This is a genomic window from Streptomyces sp. NPDC017225 (assembly GCF_044331465.1).
In the GTDB taxonomy this organism is placed as follows: Bacteria; Actinomycetota; Actinomycetes; order Streptomycetales; family Streptomycetaceae; genus Streptomyces.
Window position 1 is genome coordinate 165805 of the sequence record NZ_JBIRNE010000011.1, and the last position, 15785, is coordinate 181589.

Annotated in this window: 14 protein-coding genes; 9 read left to right on the top strand and 5 right to left on the bottom strand. The window is 75.1% G+C overall.

What is annotated here, in order from left to right:
• The first annotated feature begins 412 nt into the window (after positions 1–412).
• Both ACH4NX_RS23990 and ACH4NX_RS23995 read left to right on the top strand, forming a co-directional pair.
• Positions 413–982, top strand: coding sequence for an XRE family transcriptional regulator (locus tag ACH4NX_RS23990; protein ID WP_279565120.1), 570 nt, complete (start codon positions 413–415; stop codon positions 980–982).
• Positions 983–1064: 82 nt separating this feature from the next.
• Complete coding sequence (locus ACH4NX_RS23995) at positions 1065–1790, top strand: helical backbone metal receptor (protein WP_351396943.1); 726 nt, start codon at positions 1065–1067, stop codon at positions 1788–1790.
• On the opposite strand, the gene ACH4NX_RS24000 is transcribed toward ACH4NX_RS23995, so the two are convergent.
• Positions 1717–2874, bottom strand: a complete 1158-nt coding sequence (locus ACH4NX_RS24000; RefSeq protein ID WP_351396941.1) for a TDT family transporter — start codon at positions 2872–2874, stop codon at positions 1717–1719. The two genes, ACH4NX_RS23995 and ACH4NX_RS24000, sit on opposite strands and share 74 nt — an antisense overlap.
• Positions 2875–2944: 70 nt before the next feature.
• On the opposite strand from ACH4NX_RS24000, the gene ACH4NX_RS24005 reads away from it, so the two are divergent.
• Positions 2945–3904: a LysR family transcriptional regulator gene (locus ACH4NX_RS24005; protein WP_351396938.1), complete on the top strand. Its 960-nt coding sequence runs from the start codon at positions 2945–2947 to the stop codon at positions 3902–3904.
• A 186-nt stretch (positions 3905–4090) separates the two neighbouring features.
• Here ACH4NX_RS24005 and ACH4NX_RS24010 read toward each other — a convergent pair whose 3' ends face one another.
• Positions 4091–4831 (bottom strand): gamma-glutamyl-gamma-aminobutyrate hydrolase family protein, encoded by a 741-nt coding sequence (locus tag ACH4NX_RS24010; RefSeq protein ID WP_351396935.1) that lies wholly within the window; start codon positions 4829–4831, stop codon positions 4091–4093.
• A gap of 124 nt (positions 4832–4955) precedes the next feature.
• Positions 4956–5690 (bottom strand): FCD domain-containing protein, encoded by a 735-nt coding sequence (locus ACH4NX_RS24015; protein WP_351396932.1) that lies wholly within the window; start codon positions 5688–5690, stop codon positions 4956–4958.
• A 74-nt stretch (positions 5691–5764) separates the two neighbouring features.
• Between ACH4NX_RS24015 and ACH4NX_RS24020 the strand changes: the two genes are divergently transcribed.
• From ACH4NX_RS24020 to ACH4NX_RS24035, 4 genes are read left to right on the top strand one after another with little or no spacing between them, the layout of a single operon-like run.
• A complete protein-coding gene (locus ACH4NX_RS24020; protein ID WP_398128424.1) occupies positions 5765–7129 on the top strand; it encodes a glutamine synthetase family protein in 1365 nt (454 codons plus the stop codon).
• Positions 7130–7137: 8 nt separating this feature from the next.
• Entirely contained in the window at positions 7138–8538 is a 1401-nt protein-coding gene (locus ACH4NX_RS24025; protein ID WP_398128423.1) for an aldehyde dehydrogenase family protein, read from the top strand.
• Positions 8535–9317, top strand: a complete 783-nt coding sequence (locus ACH4NX_RS24030; protein ID WP_351396923.1) for a 3-oxoacyl-ACP reductase — start codon at positions 8535–8537, stop codon at positions 9315–9317. Before ACH4NX_RS24025 ends, ACH4NX_RS24030 begins: the two co-directional genes overlap by 4 nt.
• 37 nt (positions 9318–9354) lie before the next feature.
• Complete coding sequence (locus tag ACH4NX_RS24035) at positions 9355–10332, top strand: DUF2510 domain-containing protein (protein WP_398128440.1); 978 nt, start codon at positions 9355–9357, stop codon at positions 10330–10332.
• A gap of 52 nt (positions 10333–10384) precedes the next feature.
• Here the strand turns inward: ACH4NX_RS24035 and ACH4NX_RS24040 are convergent, their stop codons facing one another.
• Entirely contained in the window at positions 10385–11587 is a 1203-nt protein-coding gene (locus ACH4NX_RS24040) for an amino acid deaminase/aldolase (protein ID WP_351396921.1), read from the bottom strand.
• A 1084-nt stretch (positions 11588–12671) separates the two neighbouring features.
• Between ACH4NX_RS24040 and ACH4NX_RS24045 the strand changes: the two genes are divergently transcribed.
• Both ACH4NX_RS24045 and mycP read left to right on the top strand, forming a co-directional pair.
• Positions 12672–13625, top strand: coding sequence for a hypothetical protein (locus tag ACH4NX_RS24045; RefSeq protein ID WP_398128422.1), 954 nt, complete (start codon positions 12672–12674; stop codon positions 13623–13625).
• Positions 13622–14827 carry a type VII secretion-associated serine protease mycosin gene (mycP, locus tag ACH4NX_RS24050; protein WP_398128421.1) on the top strand — a complete coding sequence of 402 codons (1206 nt, stop codon included), beginning with the start codon at positions 13622–13624 and terminating at the stop codon, positions 14825–14827. The genes ACH4NX_RS24045 and mycP overlap by 4 nt, the downstream gene beginning before the upstream one ends.
• 124 nt (positions 14828–14951) lie before the next feature.
• Here the strand turns inward: mycP and ACH4NX_RS24055 are convergent, their stop codons facing one another.
• Positions 14952–15734 (bottom strand): serine hydrolase, encoded by a 783-nt coding sequence (locus ACH4NX_RS24055; protein ID WP_398128420.1) that lies wholly within the window; start codon positions 15732–15734, stop codon positions 14952–14954.
• Positions 15735–15785 lie beyond the last annotated feature (51 nt).

Sequence of the window (15785 nt, forward strand, 5' to 3'; positions counted from 1 at the left end):
CGCGGTAGCACGCAGTAGCACCGGACCGGTACGGTTCCCCGTACCGACCGCCCCCGAGGGGTGGGCCCGGCGCGCGCCTCCTGACGGAGCGCGCCCGGGTCCACCCCTCGGGTCGTCCGAGGCCGGGACACGGTACGGATTTGGACAACCACGGAGTGCCAACCCCTTGCCTGAACCCCGCGCCGCCGAGGCACGAGGGGCCGGCGGGAACACGGAGGGCCGCCCACGCCTTGAACGGGTAGGGCGTCCGGCGCGTCGGACGGGCCGCCCGTGAGATGGCGAGAAACGTGAGGTCTTGGCCACCGCACCGTGACGTCGACGTGACGGCCGCGTGAAACGGTTTGCCGAACATGCGTAGGGTGCAGAGAACTCATCAGGGATACGGCGACGGGTGGAGGAGGGAGCCGGAGCGATGGGCGACCACAAGGATCAGCACCTTCGGGTGGGCGCGGCCGTGCGGCGGCGGCGCCGCGCCCTCGAGCTCACCCTCGCCGTCGTGTCCGAGCGCAGCGGCCTTTCCGTACCCTTCCTGAGCCAGATCGAGAACGACCGGGCGCGGCCCAGCCAGAGCTCCCTGGAGAAGGTGGCCGACGCGCTGCGCACCACCGCCGTGGAACTGCTCGCCGCCGCCGACCCCGCGTGCAGCGTGGACGTGGTCCGGGCCGAGGACCCCGATCCGGAGCTGGCGCCCAAGGTGCGTTCCCTGGTGCGCGGACACCACCAGATGCACGCCTCCGAGTTCACCGGAGACCACGACGCGGGCCGCGAACTGCAGTACCGCAACGACCAGTTGATGTTCGTGACCGAGGGCGCCGTGGAGATCGAGGCCGAGGGCCGCGCCTACCGGCTGGGGCGCGGCGACACCCTGTACCTCACCGGAGGAGTACGGCACCGGTGGCGGGCCACGGTGCCCGACACCCGGCTGATCGTGGTCGCCGTCGCCGAGCACATCGAGGCGGTACGGGACGGGCCGCGCCGGTGAGGGCACGGGCGGGAGCGCGACGGGGACGGGCGGGAGCGTGATGGGGACGGGCGGGAGCGTGATGGGGACGGGCGGGAGTCCGATGAGGGTCGTCTCCCTCGTACCCTCGCTGACCGAGGCCGTGGCGCTCACGGTCCCGGGGGCGCTGACCGGCGCCACCGACTGGTGCACCCACCCGGCCGGCCTCGACGTCGTGCGCGTCGGCGGCACGAAGAACCCGAAGACCGAGCGGATCCTCTCCCTCGCCCCCGACCTGGTGGTCGCCAACGAGGAGGAGAACCGCGCCCCCGACCTCGACGCCTTGCGCGCCGCGGGCGTCGAGGTGCTGGTCACCGAGGTCCGCACCGTGCCGCAGGCCTTCACCGAACTGGACCGGGTACTGGCCGCCTGCGGGTCGCCGTCCCGGCCCCGGTGGCTGGACGAGGCGGAGGCGGCCTGGTCGGCCGCCCGGCCGGCGCCGCCGGAGCGGCGTGCCACGGCCGTCGTCCCGGTCTGGCGCAGGCCCTGGATGGTGCTGGGCCGCGACACCTTCGCGGGGGACGTACTGGCCCGCCTGGGCATCGACCATCTGTACGCCGGGCACGCGGAGCGCTACCCGAAGGTTCCGGTCGAGGAGCTGCGGGCGGCCCGCCCGGACGTCGTGGTCCTGCCGGACGAGCCGTACCGCTTCACCGCCGACGACGGCCCGGAGGCCTTCCCGGGCCTGCCCTGCGCCCTCGTCGACGGGCGGTACCTCACGTGGTACGGGCCGTCGCTGGCCCGGGCACCCCGGGCGCTGGGCGCGGCCCTGCGAGCAGCGCGCCGCTGACCAGGCCGCGCGCGGTGTACACGGCGGCGACGGCCCAGGCGACGACGAGGAAGGCGTACAGGACGGCGGTCAGCCCGTCGTAGACGGCGAGCCCCGTGTGCCGGGCCAGGGCCTCGGCGCCCGTGACACAGGTGCCCACCGGGAAGGTGAACGACCACCACGTCATCGAGAAGCCCATGCCCTCCCGCCGTGCCCGCACGACATGCGCGGCGGCGAGGCACAGCCACATCAGCGCGAAGCCCATCACGGGCACGCCGTACAGCACGGCGAGAACCTCGAAACCCTCCGCGTACGGGCCCGGTACCACCCCGGGGGCCACGTCCGCGAACTTCCCCACGGCGGTCGTCGACTGCCCCAGCGGGCCCAGCACCAGGAACAGCGACGGGGTGAGCGCGAGCGGCAGCGGACCACCGGTGAGCAGCCGGCCGAAGATCACCGGCAGCGTCACCAGGGTCGCGAGCAGACTCACCCCGAACATCGCGACACAGGCGAGCAGCAGCGTCTCGCGGGGCTGTCCCGGCGGGAGGTGCGGGACCAGCAGCGGTCCGACGGCCGCGGACACCATCGGCGCGACCAGCGGCAGCAGCCACACGGGACTGGCCTGACCCGGTTCGATCCGGTGCCGTACGGCCATCAGGTACGGCACGGTGACCGCCGCCGCGAGCCCTATGACCGTACCGGCGGTGAACAGCACCGTGTCCAGGGCGACGGCGGCCCGGGTGCCGGTCCAGTCCCGTCCGACGGTCACGGCGCCGCCGCCGACGGCCAGCAGGGCCATCGACAGACAGCCGTAGAAGGGGGCCGCCGCCGGGTCGAGGAGGTGGGCGCGGGCCTGGTCGCGGTGGTGGAGCCAGTGCAGGGACCGGGCCACCAGCAGGGCGGCCAGCGCGGCGAGGGACAGCGCCCAGACCGCGGCGCAGACGGCGCGCAGCCCGGGCACGTGCCAGGGGAGCGCGGCTCCCGCGGTACCGACGATGGAGGTGCCCATGACGCACGCGTACCAGTTGGGCCCGAGATGCCGGACGGCCGGGGCACGCCGGCTCGGGGCGGCGGGAGCGGACAGGGGCTGGGCTGCGGTGACCATGCGTCCACGGTCGCGGTGGCCGAATCACCTGACCAGGGGCCCTGTTCCTATGAGGGCATAAGCTGGGGTTATGGGCAGCAGTGCGGGTGGTACGGGCGGTACGGAGGGCGGACAGGAGGCACCAGGGCGGCACGCGACGGGCTCGCTGGCGCACCGGGTACCGGATCTCGGGGCGATGGAGCTGCTGCTGGCGGTGGCGCGCCTGGGCAGCCTCGGCGGGGCGGCGCGCGAGCTGGGCATCACGCAGCCGGCCGCCAGCAGCCGCGTCCGCTCGATGGAACGTCAGCTGGGGGTGGCCCTGGTGGACCGGTCGCCGCGCGGTTCCCGGCTGACCGACGCCGGCGCGCTGGTCACGGACTGGGCGCGCCGGATCGTGGAGGCGGCCGAGGCGTTCGACGCGGGCGCGCAGGCGCTGCGGGACCGGCGGGACTCGCGGCTGCGGGTGGCGGCGAGCATGACGATCGCGGAGTACCTGCTGCCGGGCTGGCTGGTCGCGCTGCGCTCCCAGCTGCCGGACACGGCGGTCTCGCTGCTCGCCGGGAACTCCGCGGCGGTGGCGGAGCGCCTGTTGTCCGGCGAGGCCGACCTGGGTTTCGTGGAGGGGGTGAGTGTCCCGGCGGGTCTCGACTCGGCCGTCATCGCCCGTGACCGGCTGATCGTCGTGACCGCACCGGGCCACCCGTGGGCCCGTCGGCGGCGCCCGCTCGCGGCGGCGGAACTGGCGGCGACCCCGCTGATCCTCCGGGAGAAGGGTTCGGGCACCCGGCAGGTGCTGGACGCGGCCCTGGGCGGTCTGGCCCGCCCCCTGATCGAACTCTCGTCGACCACCGCGGTGAAGGCCGCGGCCGTGAGCGGCGCCGGCCCCTCCGTCCTCAGCGAACTCGCCGTCGGCGAGGAGCTCACCACCCGGCGGCTGGTGAGCGTCCCCGTGGCGGACGTCGCGCTGGCCCGGGACCTACGAGCGGTGTGGCCCACCGGCCATCGCCCGACGGGCCCGGCCCGGCAACTGCTGTCACTGACCCGGGGGTAGGACCGCCGGGGGGCGCCACGGCGGGTCCCGTCCCGAGGGTCTCGAAGGCGGGCGCGTCGGGTACTCCGTCGGTCCGGACCCGGACCCGGAGCCCGGAGCCCGGAGCCCGAAGCCCGGAGCCGGGCCCGGCGCGGGGCGGCTCGCGCGCACCGGTCCGCTCTTCCCGGCGCCCCGCCACGGCCGCCATCACCGGACCCGAGGACTCGTCCCCGGCATCGCGGGAGTGGTCTCGGCTCGGTCCGGCCGCGCCGCGTCCACCAGTGCCCGCATCACCCGTACGTCCTTGTCCATCTCCGGATGCCACTGCACACCGAGGACCCAGCCCGGGGCGGACGGCAGTTCGACGGCCTCCACCGTGCCGTCCGCCGCGTGGGCCGACGCGACGAGACCCGTGCCGAGCCGGTCCACCGCCTGGTGGTGGTACGTCGGCACGAACGTCTCCTCGGGTACGGCACCGGCGTACAGCGACCCCGGCACCGGTGTGACCGGGTGGCCCCCGAACACGCCCACCACCTCGGCGTGGCCCTCGATGTGCTGGACGAGGGTGCCGCCCAGGGCGACGTTGAGCAGCTGCATGCCCCGGCAGATGCCCAGCAGCGGCACGCGCGCGGTCAGGGCCGCCCCGATGAGCGCCAGCTCCCACGTGTCCCGGGCCCGGGCGGGCGGGCCGGTGCGCGGGCCGGGCTCGGCGCCGTAGCGGACCGGCTCCACGTCCGGGCCGCCCGCGATCACCAGCCCGTCGAGGCGGGCGACGGTGGCGGCGGCGTGCTCCGGCGCGTCCGGCGGCAGCATCACGGCCAGTCCGCCCGCCCGCTGCACGAGCCGCGGGTACCCGGCCGGCAACAGCGCCGCCTCCAGCTCCCACACGCCCCAGCGCGCCCCGGACTCCAGATACGTACTGACGCCGATCAGCGGCCTGCCCGCCATCCGACCTCCTGGCAACGAACCGTCGATGGACCGTGGGTGAATCGTCCTGCCAATGGGTCGCCGGCACACCTTTGCCGCGCGACGTGCGGCACGCGCCCGTGCGGCACGCGCCCGCGCAGGACGCTCACGTCAGAAACCCGCGCAGCAGCGCCGCCGTCCCCGCGCAGTGCTCCCGCGCGATCTCCCGCGCCGCCTCCGCGTCCCCGTCGAGCACGGCGTCCACCAGCGCGATGTGCTGCCGCTGGGAGTGCTCCAGGTTGCGCACCAGCAGCGGGATGCAGTCCAGCAGGTCGTTCAGGGTGGCCCGGACGGCCGCGTACTGCGCCGCCAGGGCCGGTGAGCCGCACAGCTCGGCGAGGGTGAGGTGCAGCATCGTGTCCAGCCGCCGGTACTGGGCCAGAGGGGCGTCCCGCGTGCCGGCCAGCGCCTCCCGCAGCCGTGCCGCCCGCGCGTCCGTCAGCCCGTGCGCCGCGCACAGCCCGGCGGCGCCCACCTCCAGCACCTCCCGGAAGCGCAGCACGTCCTCGATGTCGACCCCGGCGACCCGGCGCCGCAGCTCGTCCTCGCCGCCCGCGTCCGTTCGCGGCAGCACGAACGTTCCGCCGTACCGGCCGCGCCGCGCCTGGACCAGCCCTTGGTCCTGGAGCACCCGCAGCACCTCGCGCAGCGTCACCCGGCTGATCCCCAGCCGCTCCGCCAGCTCCCGCTCGGCCGGCAGCCGCTCGCCCCCCGACACCAGGCCCAGCCTGACGACCTGGAGGATCTGCTCCAGCGCCTCCTCGAAGCCGTTGCCGGCCCGCACCGTCCGCAGCACCGGTGCGAGCCGGTCCGTCACACTCCCGCCGGTTTCCTCCGGCATGCGGCCGCGCCCCCTTCCCAAGCAATGGTTCCCCGCCATACCTTATGGCTCCCGGCCACAAGGAGGCTCTCCCCGTGCCAGACCGCACACCCCCACTCGGGGTCGAGGAACTGCACGCCCTCGTCGCCGCCGGTGACATCGACACCGTCGTCCTCGCCTTTCCCGACATGCAGGGACGCCTCCAGGGCAAGCGGTTCGCCGCGCGCTTCTTCCTCGACGAGGTCCTGGGACACGGCACCGAGGGCTGCAACTACCTCCTCGCCGTCGACGCCGACATGAACACCGTCGACGGCTACGCGATGTCCTCCTGGGACCGCGGCTACGGCGACTTCGCCATGCACGCCGACATGGACACCCTGCGCCGCCTGCCGTGGAACGAGGGCACCGCGTTCGTCGCCGCCGACCTCGCCTGGGAGGACGGCTCCCCGGTGCTCGCCGCGCCCCGCCAGATCCTGCGCCGCCAGCTGGAGCGGCTCGCCGAACACGGCTGGACCGCACGGGTCGGCACGGAGCTGGAGTTCATCGTCTTCCGCGACACCTACGAGCAGGCCTGGGACGCCGGCTACCGAGCCCTGACCCCGGCCAACCAGTACAACATCGACTACTCGGTCCTCGGCACCGGCCGCGTCGAACCCCTGCTGCGCCGCATCCGCAACGAGATGGCCGGCGCCGGCCTCACCGTCGAGTCCGCCAAGGGCGAGTGCAACCCCGGCCAGCACGAGATCGTCTTCCGCTACGACGAGGCCCTGGTCACCTGCGACCAGCACGCGGTCTACAAGACCGGCGCCAAGGAGATCGCCGCCCAGGAGGGCATGTCCCTCACCTTCATGGCCAAGTACGACGAGCGCGAGGGCAACTCCTGCCACGTCCACCTCTCCCTCGCGGACGCCGACGGTGACAGCGTCATGGCCGGCGAGGGGGAGGGCGGCATGTCGGAGGTCATGCGGCACTTCCTCGCCGGACAACTGCTGGCGCTGCGCGAGTTCTCCCTCCTGTACGCCCCCCACATCAACTCCTACAAGCGCTTCCAGCCCGGCTCCTTCGCGCCGACCGCCGTAGCCTGGGGCCACGACAACCGCACCTGCGCCCTGCGCGTCGTCGGCCACGGCCGCTCCCTGCGCTTCGAGAACCGGCTGCCCGGCGGCGACGTCAACCCCTACCTCGCGGTGGCCGGCATGGTCGCGGCCGGACTGCACGGTGTCGAACAGCGGCTGGAACTGCCCGAGCCGTGCCGGGGCAACGCCTACACCGCCGGTTACGAGCGCGTCCCCACCACGCTGCGCGAGGCCGCCGAGCTCTGGGAGAACAGCACCCTCGCCAAGTCCGCCTTCGGCGACGAGGTCGTGGCCCACTACCGCAACATGGCGCGCGTCGAACTGGACGCCTACGACGCCGCCGTCACGGACTGGGAGCTGCGCCGCTCCTTCGAACGCATGTGAGGCACCACTTGTCCCACGAGCTCCACGAACTGCGCGTACTCAACCCCGCCACCGAAGAGATCGTCGCCACCGTCCCCGCCGCCTCGCCGGCCGACGTCGACGCCGCCGTCGTACGGGCCGCGCGGGCGCAGACCACCTGGGCCGCCCTCGCGCCCGGTGACCGCGCCCGGCTGCTGCGCCGCTTCGCCACCGCCGTCGACGAGCACCTGGAGGAGCTGGCCCGGCTGGAGGTCCGCGAGGCCGGGCACACCATCGGCAACGCCCGCTGGGAGGCGGGAAACGTCCGTGACCTGCTCGACTACGCCGCCGGGGGAGTGGAGCGGCTCAGCGGACGGCAGATCCCGGTCGCCGGCGGCCTGGACGTGACGATTCTCGAACCCCTCGGCGTCGTCGGCGTCATCGCGCCCTGGAACTTCCCCATGCCGATCGCCGCCTGGGGCACCACCCCGGCACTGGCGGCGGGCAACGCCGTACTCCTCAAGCCCGCCGAGACGACCCCGCTGACCGCGCTCCGCCTGGCCGAGCTGGCCCTGGCGGCCGGACTGCCCGAGGGCCTGTTCCAGGTGCTGCCCGGACACGGGCCCGTCGCGGGCGACGCGCTCGTCGGACACCCGGGCGTGGCGAAGATCGTGTTCACCGGGTCGACGCCCGTGGGCCGGCGGGTGGCGGCCAAGGCCGCGGCGCTCCTCAAGCCCGTCACCCTCGAACTCGGCGGGAAGAGCCCCAACATCGTCTTCGCCGACGCCGACATCGAGGCCGCCGCCGCCACCGCGCCCATGTCCTTCCTCGACAACTGCGGCCAGGACTGCTGCGCCCGCACCCGCGTCCTGGTCCAGCGCACGGTGTACGACCGCTTCCTCGCCCTCCTCGCCCCCGCGATCGAGTCCGTCCTCGTCGGTGACCCGGCCGACGAACGGACCGACATGGGCCCCCTGATCTCCCGGGCCCAACTGGAGCGCGTCCGCTCCTACGTCCCCGCCGACGCCGACGGCATCCGCGGCAGGGCGCCCGAGGGCGGCCCCGGTTTCTGGTTCCCGCCCACCGTCCTGACCGGTGTCGACGCGCACGCCCGCGTGGCCGTCGAGGAGGTCTTCGGGCCCGTCGCCGTCGTCCTGCCCTTCGAGGACGAGGCCGACGCGATCCGCCTGGCCAACGCCACCGACTACGGCCTGGCCGGCTCGCTCTGGACCCGGGACGTCGGCCGTGCCCTGCGCGTGTCGAGCGCGGTCCGCGCCGGGAACCTGTCCGTCAACTCCCACGCCGGCGTCCGCTACTGGACGCCCTTCGGCGGCTTCAAGCAGTCCGGCCTCGGCCGCGAACTCGGCCCGGACGCGCTGACCGCCTTCACCGAGACCAAGAACGTCTTCGTCAGCAACGTCCCGTCCAGCACGGAGGAGTCCGCACAGTGAGCGAAGACATCGTCTGCCGCAGGCTCGTAGGCCGTACCGCCGTCGTCACCGGAGCCGGCAGCGGCATCGGTCTCGCGACGGTCCGCCGGCTCGCCTCCGAGGGGGCGCACGTCGTCTGCGGCGACGTGGACGAGACCCGGGGCTCGGCCGCGGCCGAGGAGACCGGCGGCACCTTCGTCAGGGTCGACGTCACCGACCCCGAGCAGGTCGAGGCGCTGTTCAAGGCGGCGTACGACACCTACGGCAGCGTCGACGTCGCGTTCAACAACGCCGGTGTCTCCCCGCCCGACGACGACTCCATCCTGGAGACCGGCCTGGAGGCCTGGAAGCGCGTCCAGGAGGTCAACCTCACCTCCGTCTACCTGTGCTGCAAAGCCGCCATCCCCTACATGCGGCGCCAGGGCAGGGGGTCCATCATCAACACCGCGTCCTTCGTGGCCCGGATGGGCGCGGCGACCTCGCAGATCTCGTACACCGCGTCCAAGGGCGGTGTCCTCGCCATGTCGCGTGAACTGGGCGTGCAGTTCGCGCGGGAGGGCATCCGCGTCAACGCCCTGTGCCCCGGCCCGGTCAACACGCCGCTGCTGCGGGAGCTGTTCGCCAAGGACCCGGAGCGGGCCGCGCGCCGCCTCGTCCACATCCCGCTCGGGCGGTTCGCCGAGGCCGAGGAGATCGCCGCCGCCGTCGCGTTCCTGGCCAGCGACGACTCCTCCTTCGTCAACGCCGCCGACTTCCTGGTGGACGGCGGGATCTCCGGGGCGTACGTCACACCGCTGTAGCCGGGCGCGGACAACGTCCTAAGGTGCCGGGATGAGCATGACGCCGCCGCCCGGCTGGTACCGCGATCCGTCGGCCCCGTACCAGGAACGCTGGTGGGACGGCACGACCTGGACGGAGCACCGGCGCGCGCCCGGGACCACTGGGTACGGCGCGGCCCAGCAGCCGCTCCAGCAGCCGCTCCAGCAGCCGCTCCAGCAACCGCTCCAGCAACGGCCACCGCGGCAGCCGGGCGCCGGCACCGGGCGTGCCAAGACCGTCGCCCTCGTCACCGCCGCGGCCGTGCTGGTCGCGGCGGTCGTCACCGGCGTTCTCGTCCTCGGCGAGGACGACGGCGCCGGCCCCGACGCGCGGACCCCGCCGGCCACGGCGACCGCCCCCGGCCCGGCACCGGCGAGCACGGAGCCGGCCCCCTCGCCGACGCCCTCCGAACCCTCCGCCGACGACCCGGCCGTGGTCGAGGACCCGCTCAACGGCATCACCTTCCCGCTGCCGGACGGCTGGGCCCGGCCGGAGCACATCGCCCAGAACGACGTCATGATGACCACGGACGGCACCTACGACTGCCCCGCCGACGGCAGTGTGTGCCGGCACGGTCTCGTCATCTCCCGCACCGTCACGGCGAACGCCGAGTCCGCCCCGAAGGCCCTCGCCGAGGAGGACATCGAGGACGCCGCAGACGACGCCTACGACCGCGACCTGATCGGCAACAAGCCCTTCGGCGGCATCGAGTCCCACGAGGAGGTGGCGTCCGGGCCGGTCGCGGTGGCCGGACGCGCCGGGTACTACGTGCGCCGGCGGGTGACGACGGCCAAGGGCCCCGGCGGGTACGTGCAGTCGATGGTGTTCCCCTCCACCGTCGGCACGGAGTCCCCGATCCTCGTCCGCTACGTCTTCGACGCCGGAGAGGACGGGCCGCCGCTCGACGTCATGGACCGCATCACCGAGGGCATCCGGCCCGTCGGCGACGCGGACACCGGCGGCGGGGTCGGCAGCGGCATCGGCCCGTCGAGCTGACCCGGCCGGCCCGCGGAAGGCGCGCCCTTCCTGTGGTCAAGGCGTGCCCTGCCTACAGGAAGGCGTGTCCCTCGCCCCGGTACGTCGGCACCGTCGCCGTCACCGCGTCCCCCTCCACCAGGTGCAGCGCGTCGAACCGCTCGCACAGCTCACCGGCCTTGGCGTGCCGGAACCACACCTTGTCGCCGATGAGGAGGTCGTCGGCGGGCGACCCGATCAGCGGCGTCTGCACCTCACCGGCGCCCTCCTGGGAGTCGTAGCGCAGCCCCTCGGGGAGATACGGCACCGGCAGCCGGTCGGCCCCGGGCGCGCCGGAGGCCGGATAGCCACCGCCGAGGACGGCCACGACCCCGACCCCCGGCCGCCGTACGACGGGCTGGGCGAACAGGGCCGCCGGACGGCCCCGGAACGACGTGTAGTTGTCGAACAGCCGCGGCACGTACAGCCCGGACCCGGCGGCGATCTCCGTGACCGCGTCCTCCGCGGCGGTGTGCTGCACACTGCCCGTGCCACCGCCGTTGACGAACTCGAGGCCCGGCACCACGGCCCGCACCGCCCGCACCACCGCGGCCCGCCGCTCGGCGAGTTCCCGGCGGGCGGCGGCCTGCATCAGCCGCACCGCCCGCGACCGCAGTGGCCGGCCGGCCACCGCGTCCCCGACCCCGGCGACATGGCCCTCGTACGCCATGATGCCGACGACCTCGAACCCCGGCCGGCGGGCGACCGCGCGGGCCAGGTCGGCGACCTGGGCGGGGGAGTGCAGCGGGGAGCGCCGGGCCCCCACCCGCACCCGCCCGCCGAGCAGTTTCAGCGAGGTGTCCAACTCCAGGCAGACCCGCACCACTTCCCGGCCGCCGTCGCGCGCGGCGTCGATGATGCTCAGCTGCGCCGGGTCGTCGATCATCACGGTCACGGCGGAGGCGAGCCCCGGATCAGCGGTCAGCTCGGCGTACCGGGCGCGGTCCGCCGACGGATAGGCGAGCAGGACGTCCTCGAAACCGGAGCGCGCCAGCCACAGGGACTCGGCCAGCGTGAACGACATGACGCCCGCGAAACCGTCCCTGGCCAGGGCGCGTTCGAGCAGGGCCCGGCAGCGTACGGACTTGCTGGCGACCCGGACCGGCTTCCCGCCGGCCCGGCGGACCAGGTCGTCCGCGTTGGCGTCGAAGGCCTCCAGGTCCACGATCGCCACTGGGGCGTCCAGATGGGCGGTGGCCCGGTCGTAACGGGCCCGGTCAGCGGCGCGCGCAGTCATGAACGCAGCCTGCCAGACAGGATTACCGCAGGGTAGGGGGACGTTCCGGGCCAATGCCACGGGCGCGCGGACTGGTTCCCCGCCGGGTGGGGTCACGCCGTAGAGTGACGCGCACGCACGGCGCGACGGCCCGGGCGGCGGGACCCCGGGGCCCGCCGGGACGGCGGTCGGCCCGTGCGGGTATGCGTGCCCGGGACGGATCGGTCCGCGCCGGGCCGGGGCAGGAGACCACATCACCGGCCCGCGTCGGAGAACGGCCCGGGCCCGAGGAAACGGGGGGTGCATGAGCACGGAAGCACGCCGGGCCTCCCTTCCCCCGCACCCCTCGACCCCGCCCCGCCCCGACGCCCTTCCGCACCCCTCGGCCCCGCCTCGCCCGGACACCCTTCCGGACACCGGCACCCCGCCTCGCCCCGACACGCCCCCTCGCGCCGAGGTGCCCTCTCGTCGCGCCGCCGACGCGCCCCCCGGCGCCGACGTGCGCCCGGGTACACCGTCCCGTCCGGGCACGCCCCCTCGCGCCGACGCGCGCCCCGGGGCGCCGGCCCGCCCGGACACCCCGCCACGCCCTGCCGCGCCGCCCCACCCGGCCGTCCCGCCACGCCCCGCACCGACGCGGGCGGCGGGCGAGGGGCAGGAGCACAGGCACGGCGTGCGACGGCCGGAGGCCGCCGCGTCGGACGACCGGGCGCCGTCCGGGGACGGTGCCTCCGGGAGCGCCAGGCCGCCCTCCCCGCGATTCCGCCCCGTCCGCTCCCGCGGCACCGACCCCGCGCCCCCGCCTCCGCGCGCCTCCGCCCGCTTCCCCGACGCCCCGCCGGCCGTGGGCCACCGGGCCCCGGGCGGGAGCGGTCCGGCACAGGCCGCCCGCGCCGCCGGATCCCCGCCACGCCGTACGGACGCCCCCGCCGAGTCGCCGCCTGGCGGCGCCGCGTCGCAGGCGGAACCGCCGCGGCGTCCGGCCGGCCCTCCCGCCCACCACCCCGGCGTCCCCGCCCAGAGCCCGTCCGAGACGACCAGACGCCTCCGGCCGATCCCACCGGAGCCGGAACCGGAACAGGAGCCGCAGCCGCAACCGCAGCCGGTGCGGGAACCGGAAGGGGAGCGGCAGGGGCCGGAACAGAAGCCGCGTCCGGCGGCCGAGCCGCCGGGCGGCTCCCTCGGCGCTCCCGACCCCGCCCTGTCCTGGAGCGCCCCCATGGTGCCCGGCGACGGGCGGCCACGTGTGTCGTTCGGGGCGCCCGAGGGGTACGACGGGCTCGCCCGGCCGCGTCCGCTCGGTGGGCGGCTGCGGCCCCAGGCCGTCGCCGCGGCCGTCTGTCTCGTGCTCGGCATGGGACTCGTCACCGGTGCCGTCACCGGCAGCTGGCTCGCCGGCGACTCCGGGGACGGTGGCGCGCGCAGCGCGTTCACGGAGGCCGCAGGGCTGTGGCACAGCGTCCCGGTCGACCGGCTGTTCCCGCCCACCGTGCGGGGGCAGGGCGCCGGACCCGGCGGCGCCGACCGCACCTGGACGCGGGTCGCCGTCGCCCCCGACAGCGACTGCGAGCGCGCCTTCGACCCGCTGCTGGCCAAGGTCCTCGAGCCGGTCGGCTGCCGGCGCCTGCTGCGCGCCACCTACACCGACGCCACCCAGAGCCACGTCACCACCGTGGGCCTGCTCTTCGCCAAGGCCGACGCCGCCGCCATGACCTCACTGGCGGGCAGGTTCGAGAAGGAGGGCCTGGACCGCCGCGCCGACCTCATGCCGCTGCCGTACGCCGCGAAGGACACCGCCGCCGCCGGCTTCGGCGCCCGGCAACGCGCCGCGTGGACCGTCTCCGTCCTCACCGACGCCCCCGTCGTCGTCTACGCCGTCTCCGGCTGGGCCGACGGCCGCGCCGCCGGCGAGCCGGAACCCGCCGAGGAGGCCATGGAGTCCGGCGCCACCTCGGCCCCCGCCCAGGCCGGACTCGGCCACGAGGCGCAGGGCCTCGCCGACCGCGTCGAACGCGCCCTGCGCAAGAACGTCGGCCCGGCCACGGAGCACCCGTCGTGAACCCCATCGGCACCGTCGTGAACACCGCCGGGGCCCGGACCCGCAGGACAGGAACCCTGAGCCTGCTCCTCGCCGCCGCCCTCGTCCTCGTCCCGGCCCCCGCCGCGCACGCCGACGGCATCCGTGCCCAGCAGTGGGCCCTGGACGCCATGCACACCCAGGAGGCGTGGCGCACCACCCAGGGCGCCGGCGTCACCGTCGCCGTCCTGGACACCGGCGTCGAGGCCGACCACCCCGACCTGGCCGGCAACGTCCTCCCCGGCAAGGACCTGGTCGGCTTCGGCGCGAGCGAGGGCGACCGCGAATGGGCCCGGCACGGCACCGCGATGGCCGGGATCATCGCCGGCCACGGTCACGGGCCCGGCAACGCCGAGGGCGTCATGGGCATCGCCCCACAGGCGAAGATCCTGCCGCTGCGCGTGATCCTGGAGGACGGCGACGACTCCCGGGCCGAGGCCCGCAAGACCCGCGGCAACGCCCTCGCCGAGGGCATCCGCTGGGCCGCCGACCACGGCGCCGACATCGTCAACCTCTCTCTCGGCGACGACTCCGCCTCCGCCCACCCCGAACCCGCCGAGGACGAGGCCATCCAGTACGCGCTGAAGAAGGGCGTGGTCGTCGTCGCCTCGGCCGGCAACGGCGGCGAGAAGGGCGACCACATCTCCTACCCGGCCGCCTACCCGGGCGTGATCGCCGCGACCGCGGTCGACCGCTACGGAACCCGCGCCTCGTTCTCCACCCGCCGCTGGTACGCCACGGTCAGCGCCCCCGGCGTCGACGTGATCATCGCCGACCCCGACCACCGGTACTACGAGGGCTGGGGCACCAGCGCCGCCTCCGCCTTCGTCTCGGGTGCCGCCGCCCTGGTGAGGTCGGCCCACCCGGACCTCACCCCGGCCCAGGTCAAGAACGTCCTGGAGGACACCGCCCGCAACGCCCCCGCCAAGGGCCGCGACGACTCCCGCGGCTACGGCTTCGTCGACCCCGCCGCCGCCATCGAGGCGGCCGGACGACTGAAGCCCGAGGGACTGAAGGCGGCGGCGTACGGCGAGGAGTACTTCGGTTCCGGCCCGGACGCCCCCGCCTCCGACGACGACACGTCGGCCTGGGCGGCCCCGCTGGCCGGCGGCGCGGGCGGTGTCATGATCGTCGCGGCCGTCGTCCTGTGGCGGGGCCGCCGCGAACGCCACGACGACATCTGACCCCGGGCGCCGCCGCCCGTCACGAAGGCTTGTGGCCCCGGGGACCGCCGCCCGCTACGACGACCTTTGGCCCTGGGGGCCGCCGCCCGCTACGACGACTTCTGGCCCCGGGCTCCGCCGCCCGCTACGACGGCCTCTGCCCCCGGACGTGCCCGCCCGCGCCGGCGGACACGGACACCGCCGCCTTCGCCGCCGTCTCGGTCAGAAAGACCCCCTCCGCCAGGGTCGCGCTGCCCCGCGACAGCACCGCCACCAGATGGTCGCGGCCCTCCGACGTGACCCGCCCGATGCTGTTGACCACCCACAACCCGGTGGTGCCGCGCCGCAGCCACCCGTTCTTCAGCGCCCACGCCCCGCCGTCACCGCCGTCGGCCGCCGCCGACACCCCCCACCGCTGGCCGTCGGCGATCCGCCCCATCAGCCCCCGCACGTACGCCCGTGAGGCCGCGCTCAGTTGCGAACCGTCCGCCAGGAACACCTGGCGCAACAGCGTGACCTGGTCGGCGGCCGTGGTCTGCGTCAGCCCCCACAGCGGGCCGTCCCCGCCCTCGGTCCCCGTGAGCCCGAAGCGTTCGTTCGCGGCGTCGAGCCCGTCCGCAGTCCCGATGGCCCGCCACAGCGCCGACGCCGGTTCGTTGTCACTGTTCCCGATCATGGCGAGGGCGTACGCCCTCTCCTCGGCGGTCAGCGCCCGCCCCGTGTCCTGCGCCCGCAGCAGCAGCGCCGCCAGGATGTCGACCTTGACGATGCTCGCCGTGTCGAAGACACCCGCGCCGTACGAGGCGCTCTCGCCCGTTTCCGCGTCGAGCACCGCCACCGACACCTCGGCGCCGTCCGCCACGGTCACCGACGCCATGGCCGCGGCCAGCACCGCGTCACGGTCCACGACCGGCCCGACCGTCTCCACCGATGCCTCCCCGCCCACGGGTACCGAGGCCGACGACGATACGACGCCGCC

Coding starts and splice junctions, on each gene's coding strand:
- ACH4NX_RS23990 (WP_279565120.1), top strand. CDS start 413: ATGGGCGACCACAAGGATCAGCACCTTCGGGTGGGCGCGGCCGTGCGG.
- ACH4NX_RS24015 (WP_351396932.1), bottom strand. CDS start 5,690: ATGCCGGAGGAAACCGGCGGGAGTGTGACGGACCGGCTCGCACCGGTG.
- ACH4NX_RS24040 (WP_351396921.1), bottom strand. CDS start 11,587: ATGACTGCGCGCGCCGCTGACCGGGCCCGTTACGACCGGGCCACCGCC.
- ACH4NX_RS24035 (WP_398128440.1), top strand. CDS start 9,355: ATGACGCCGCCGCCCGGCTGGTACCGCGATCCGTCGGCCCCGTACCAG.
- ACH4NX_RS24000 (WP_351396941.1), bottom strand. CDS start 2,874: ATGGTCACCGCAGCCCAGCCCCTGTCCGCTCCCGCCGCCCCGAGCCGG.
- ACH4NX_RS24010 (WP_351396935.1), bottom strand. CDS start 4,831: ATGGCGGGCAGGCCGCTGATCGGCGTCAGTACGTATCTGGAGTCCGGG.
- ACH4NX_RS23995 (WP_351396943.1), top strand. CDS start 1,065: ATGAGGGTCGTCTCCCTCGTACCCTCGCTGACCGAGGCCGTGGCGCTC.
- ACH4NX_RS24005 (WP_351396938.1), top strand. CDS start 2,945: ATGGGCAGCAGTGCGGGTGGTACGGGCGGTACGGAGGGCGGACAGGAG.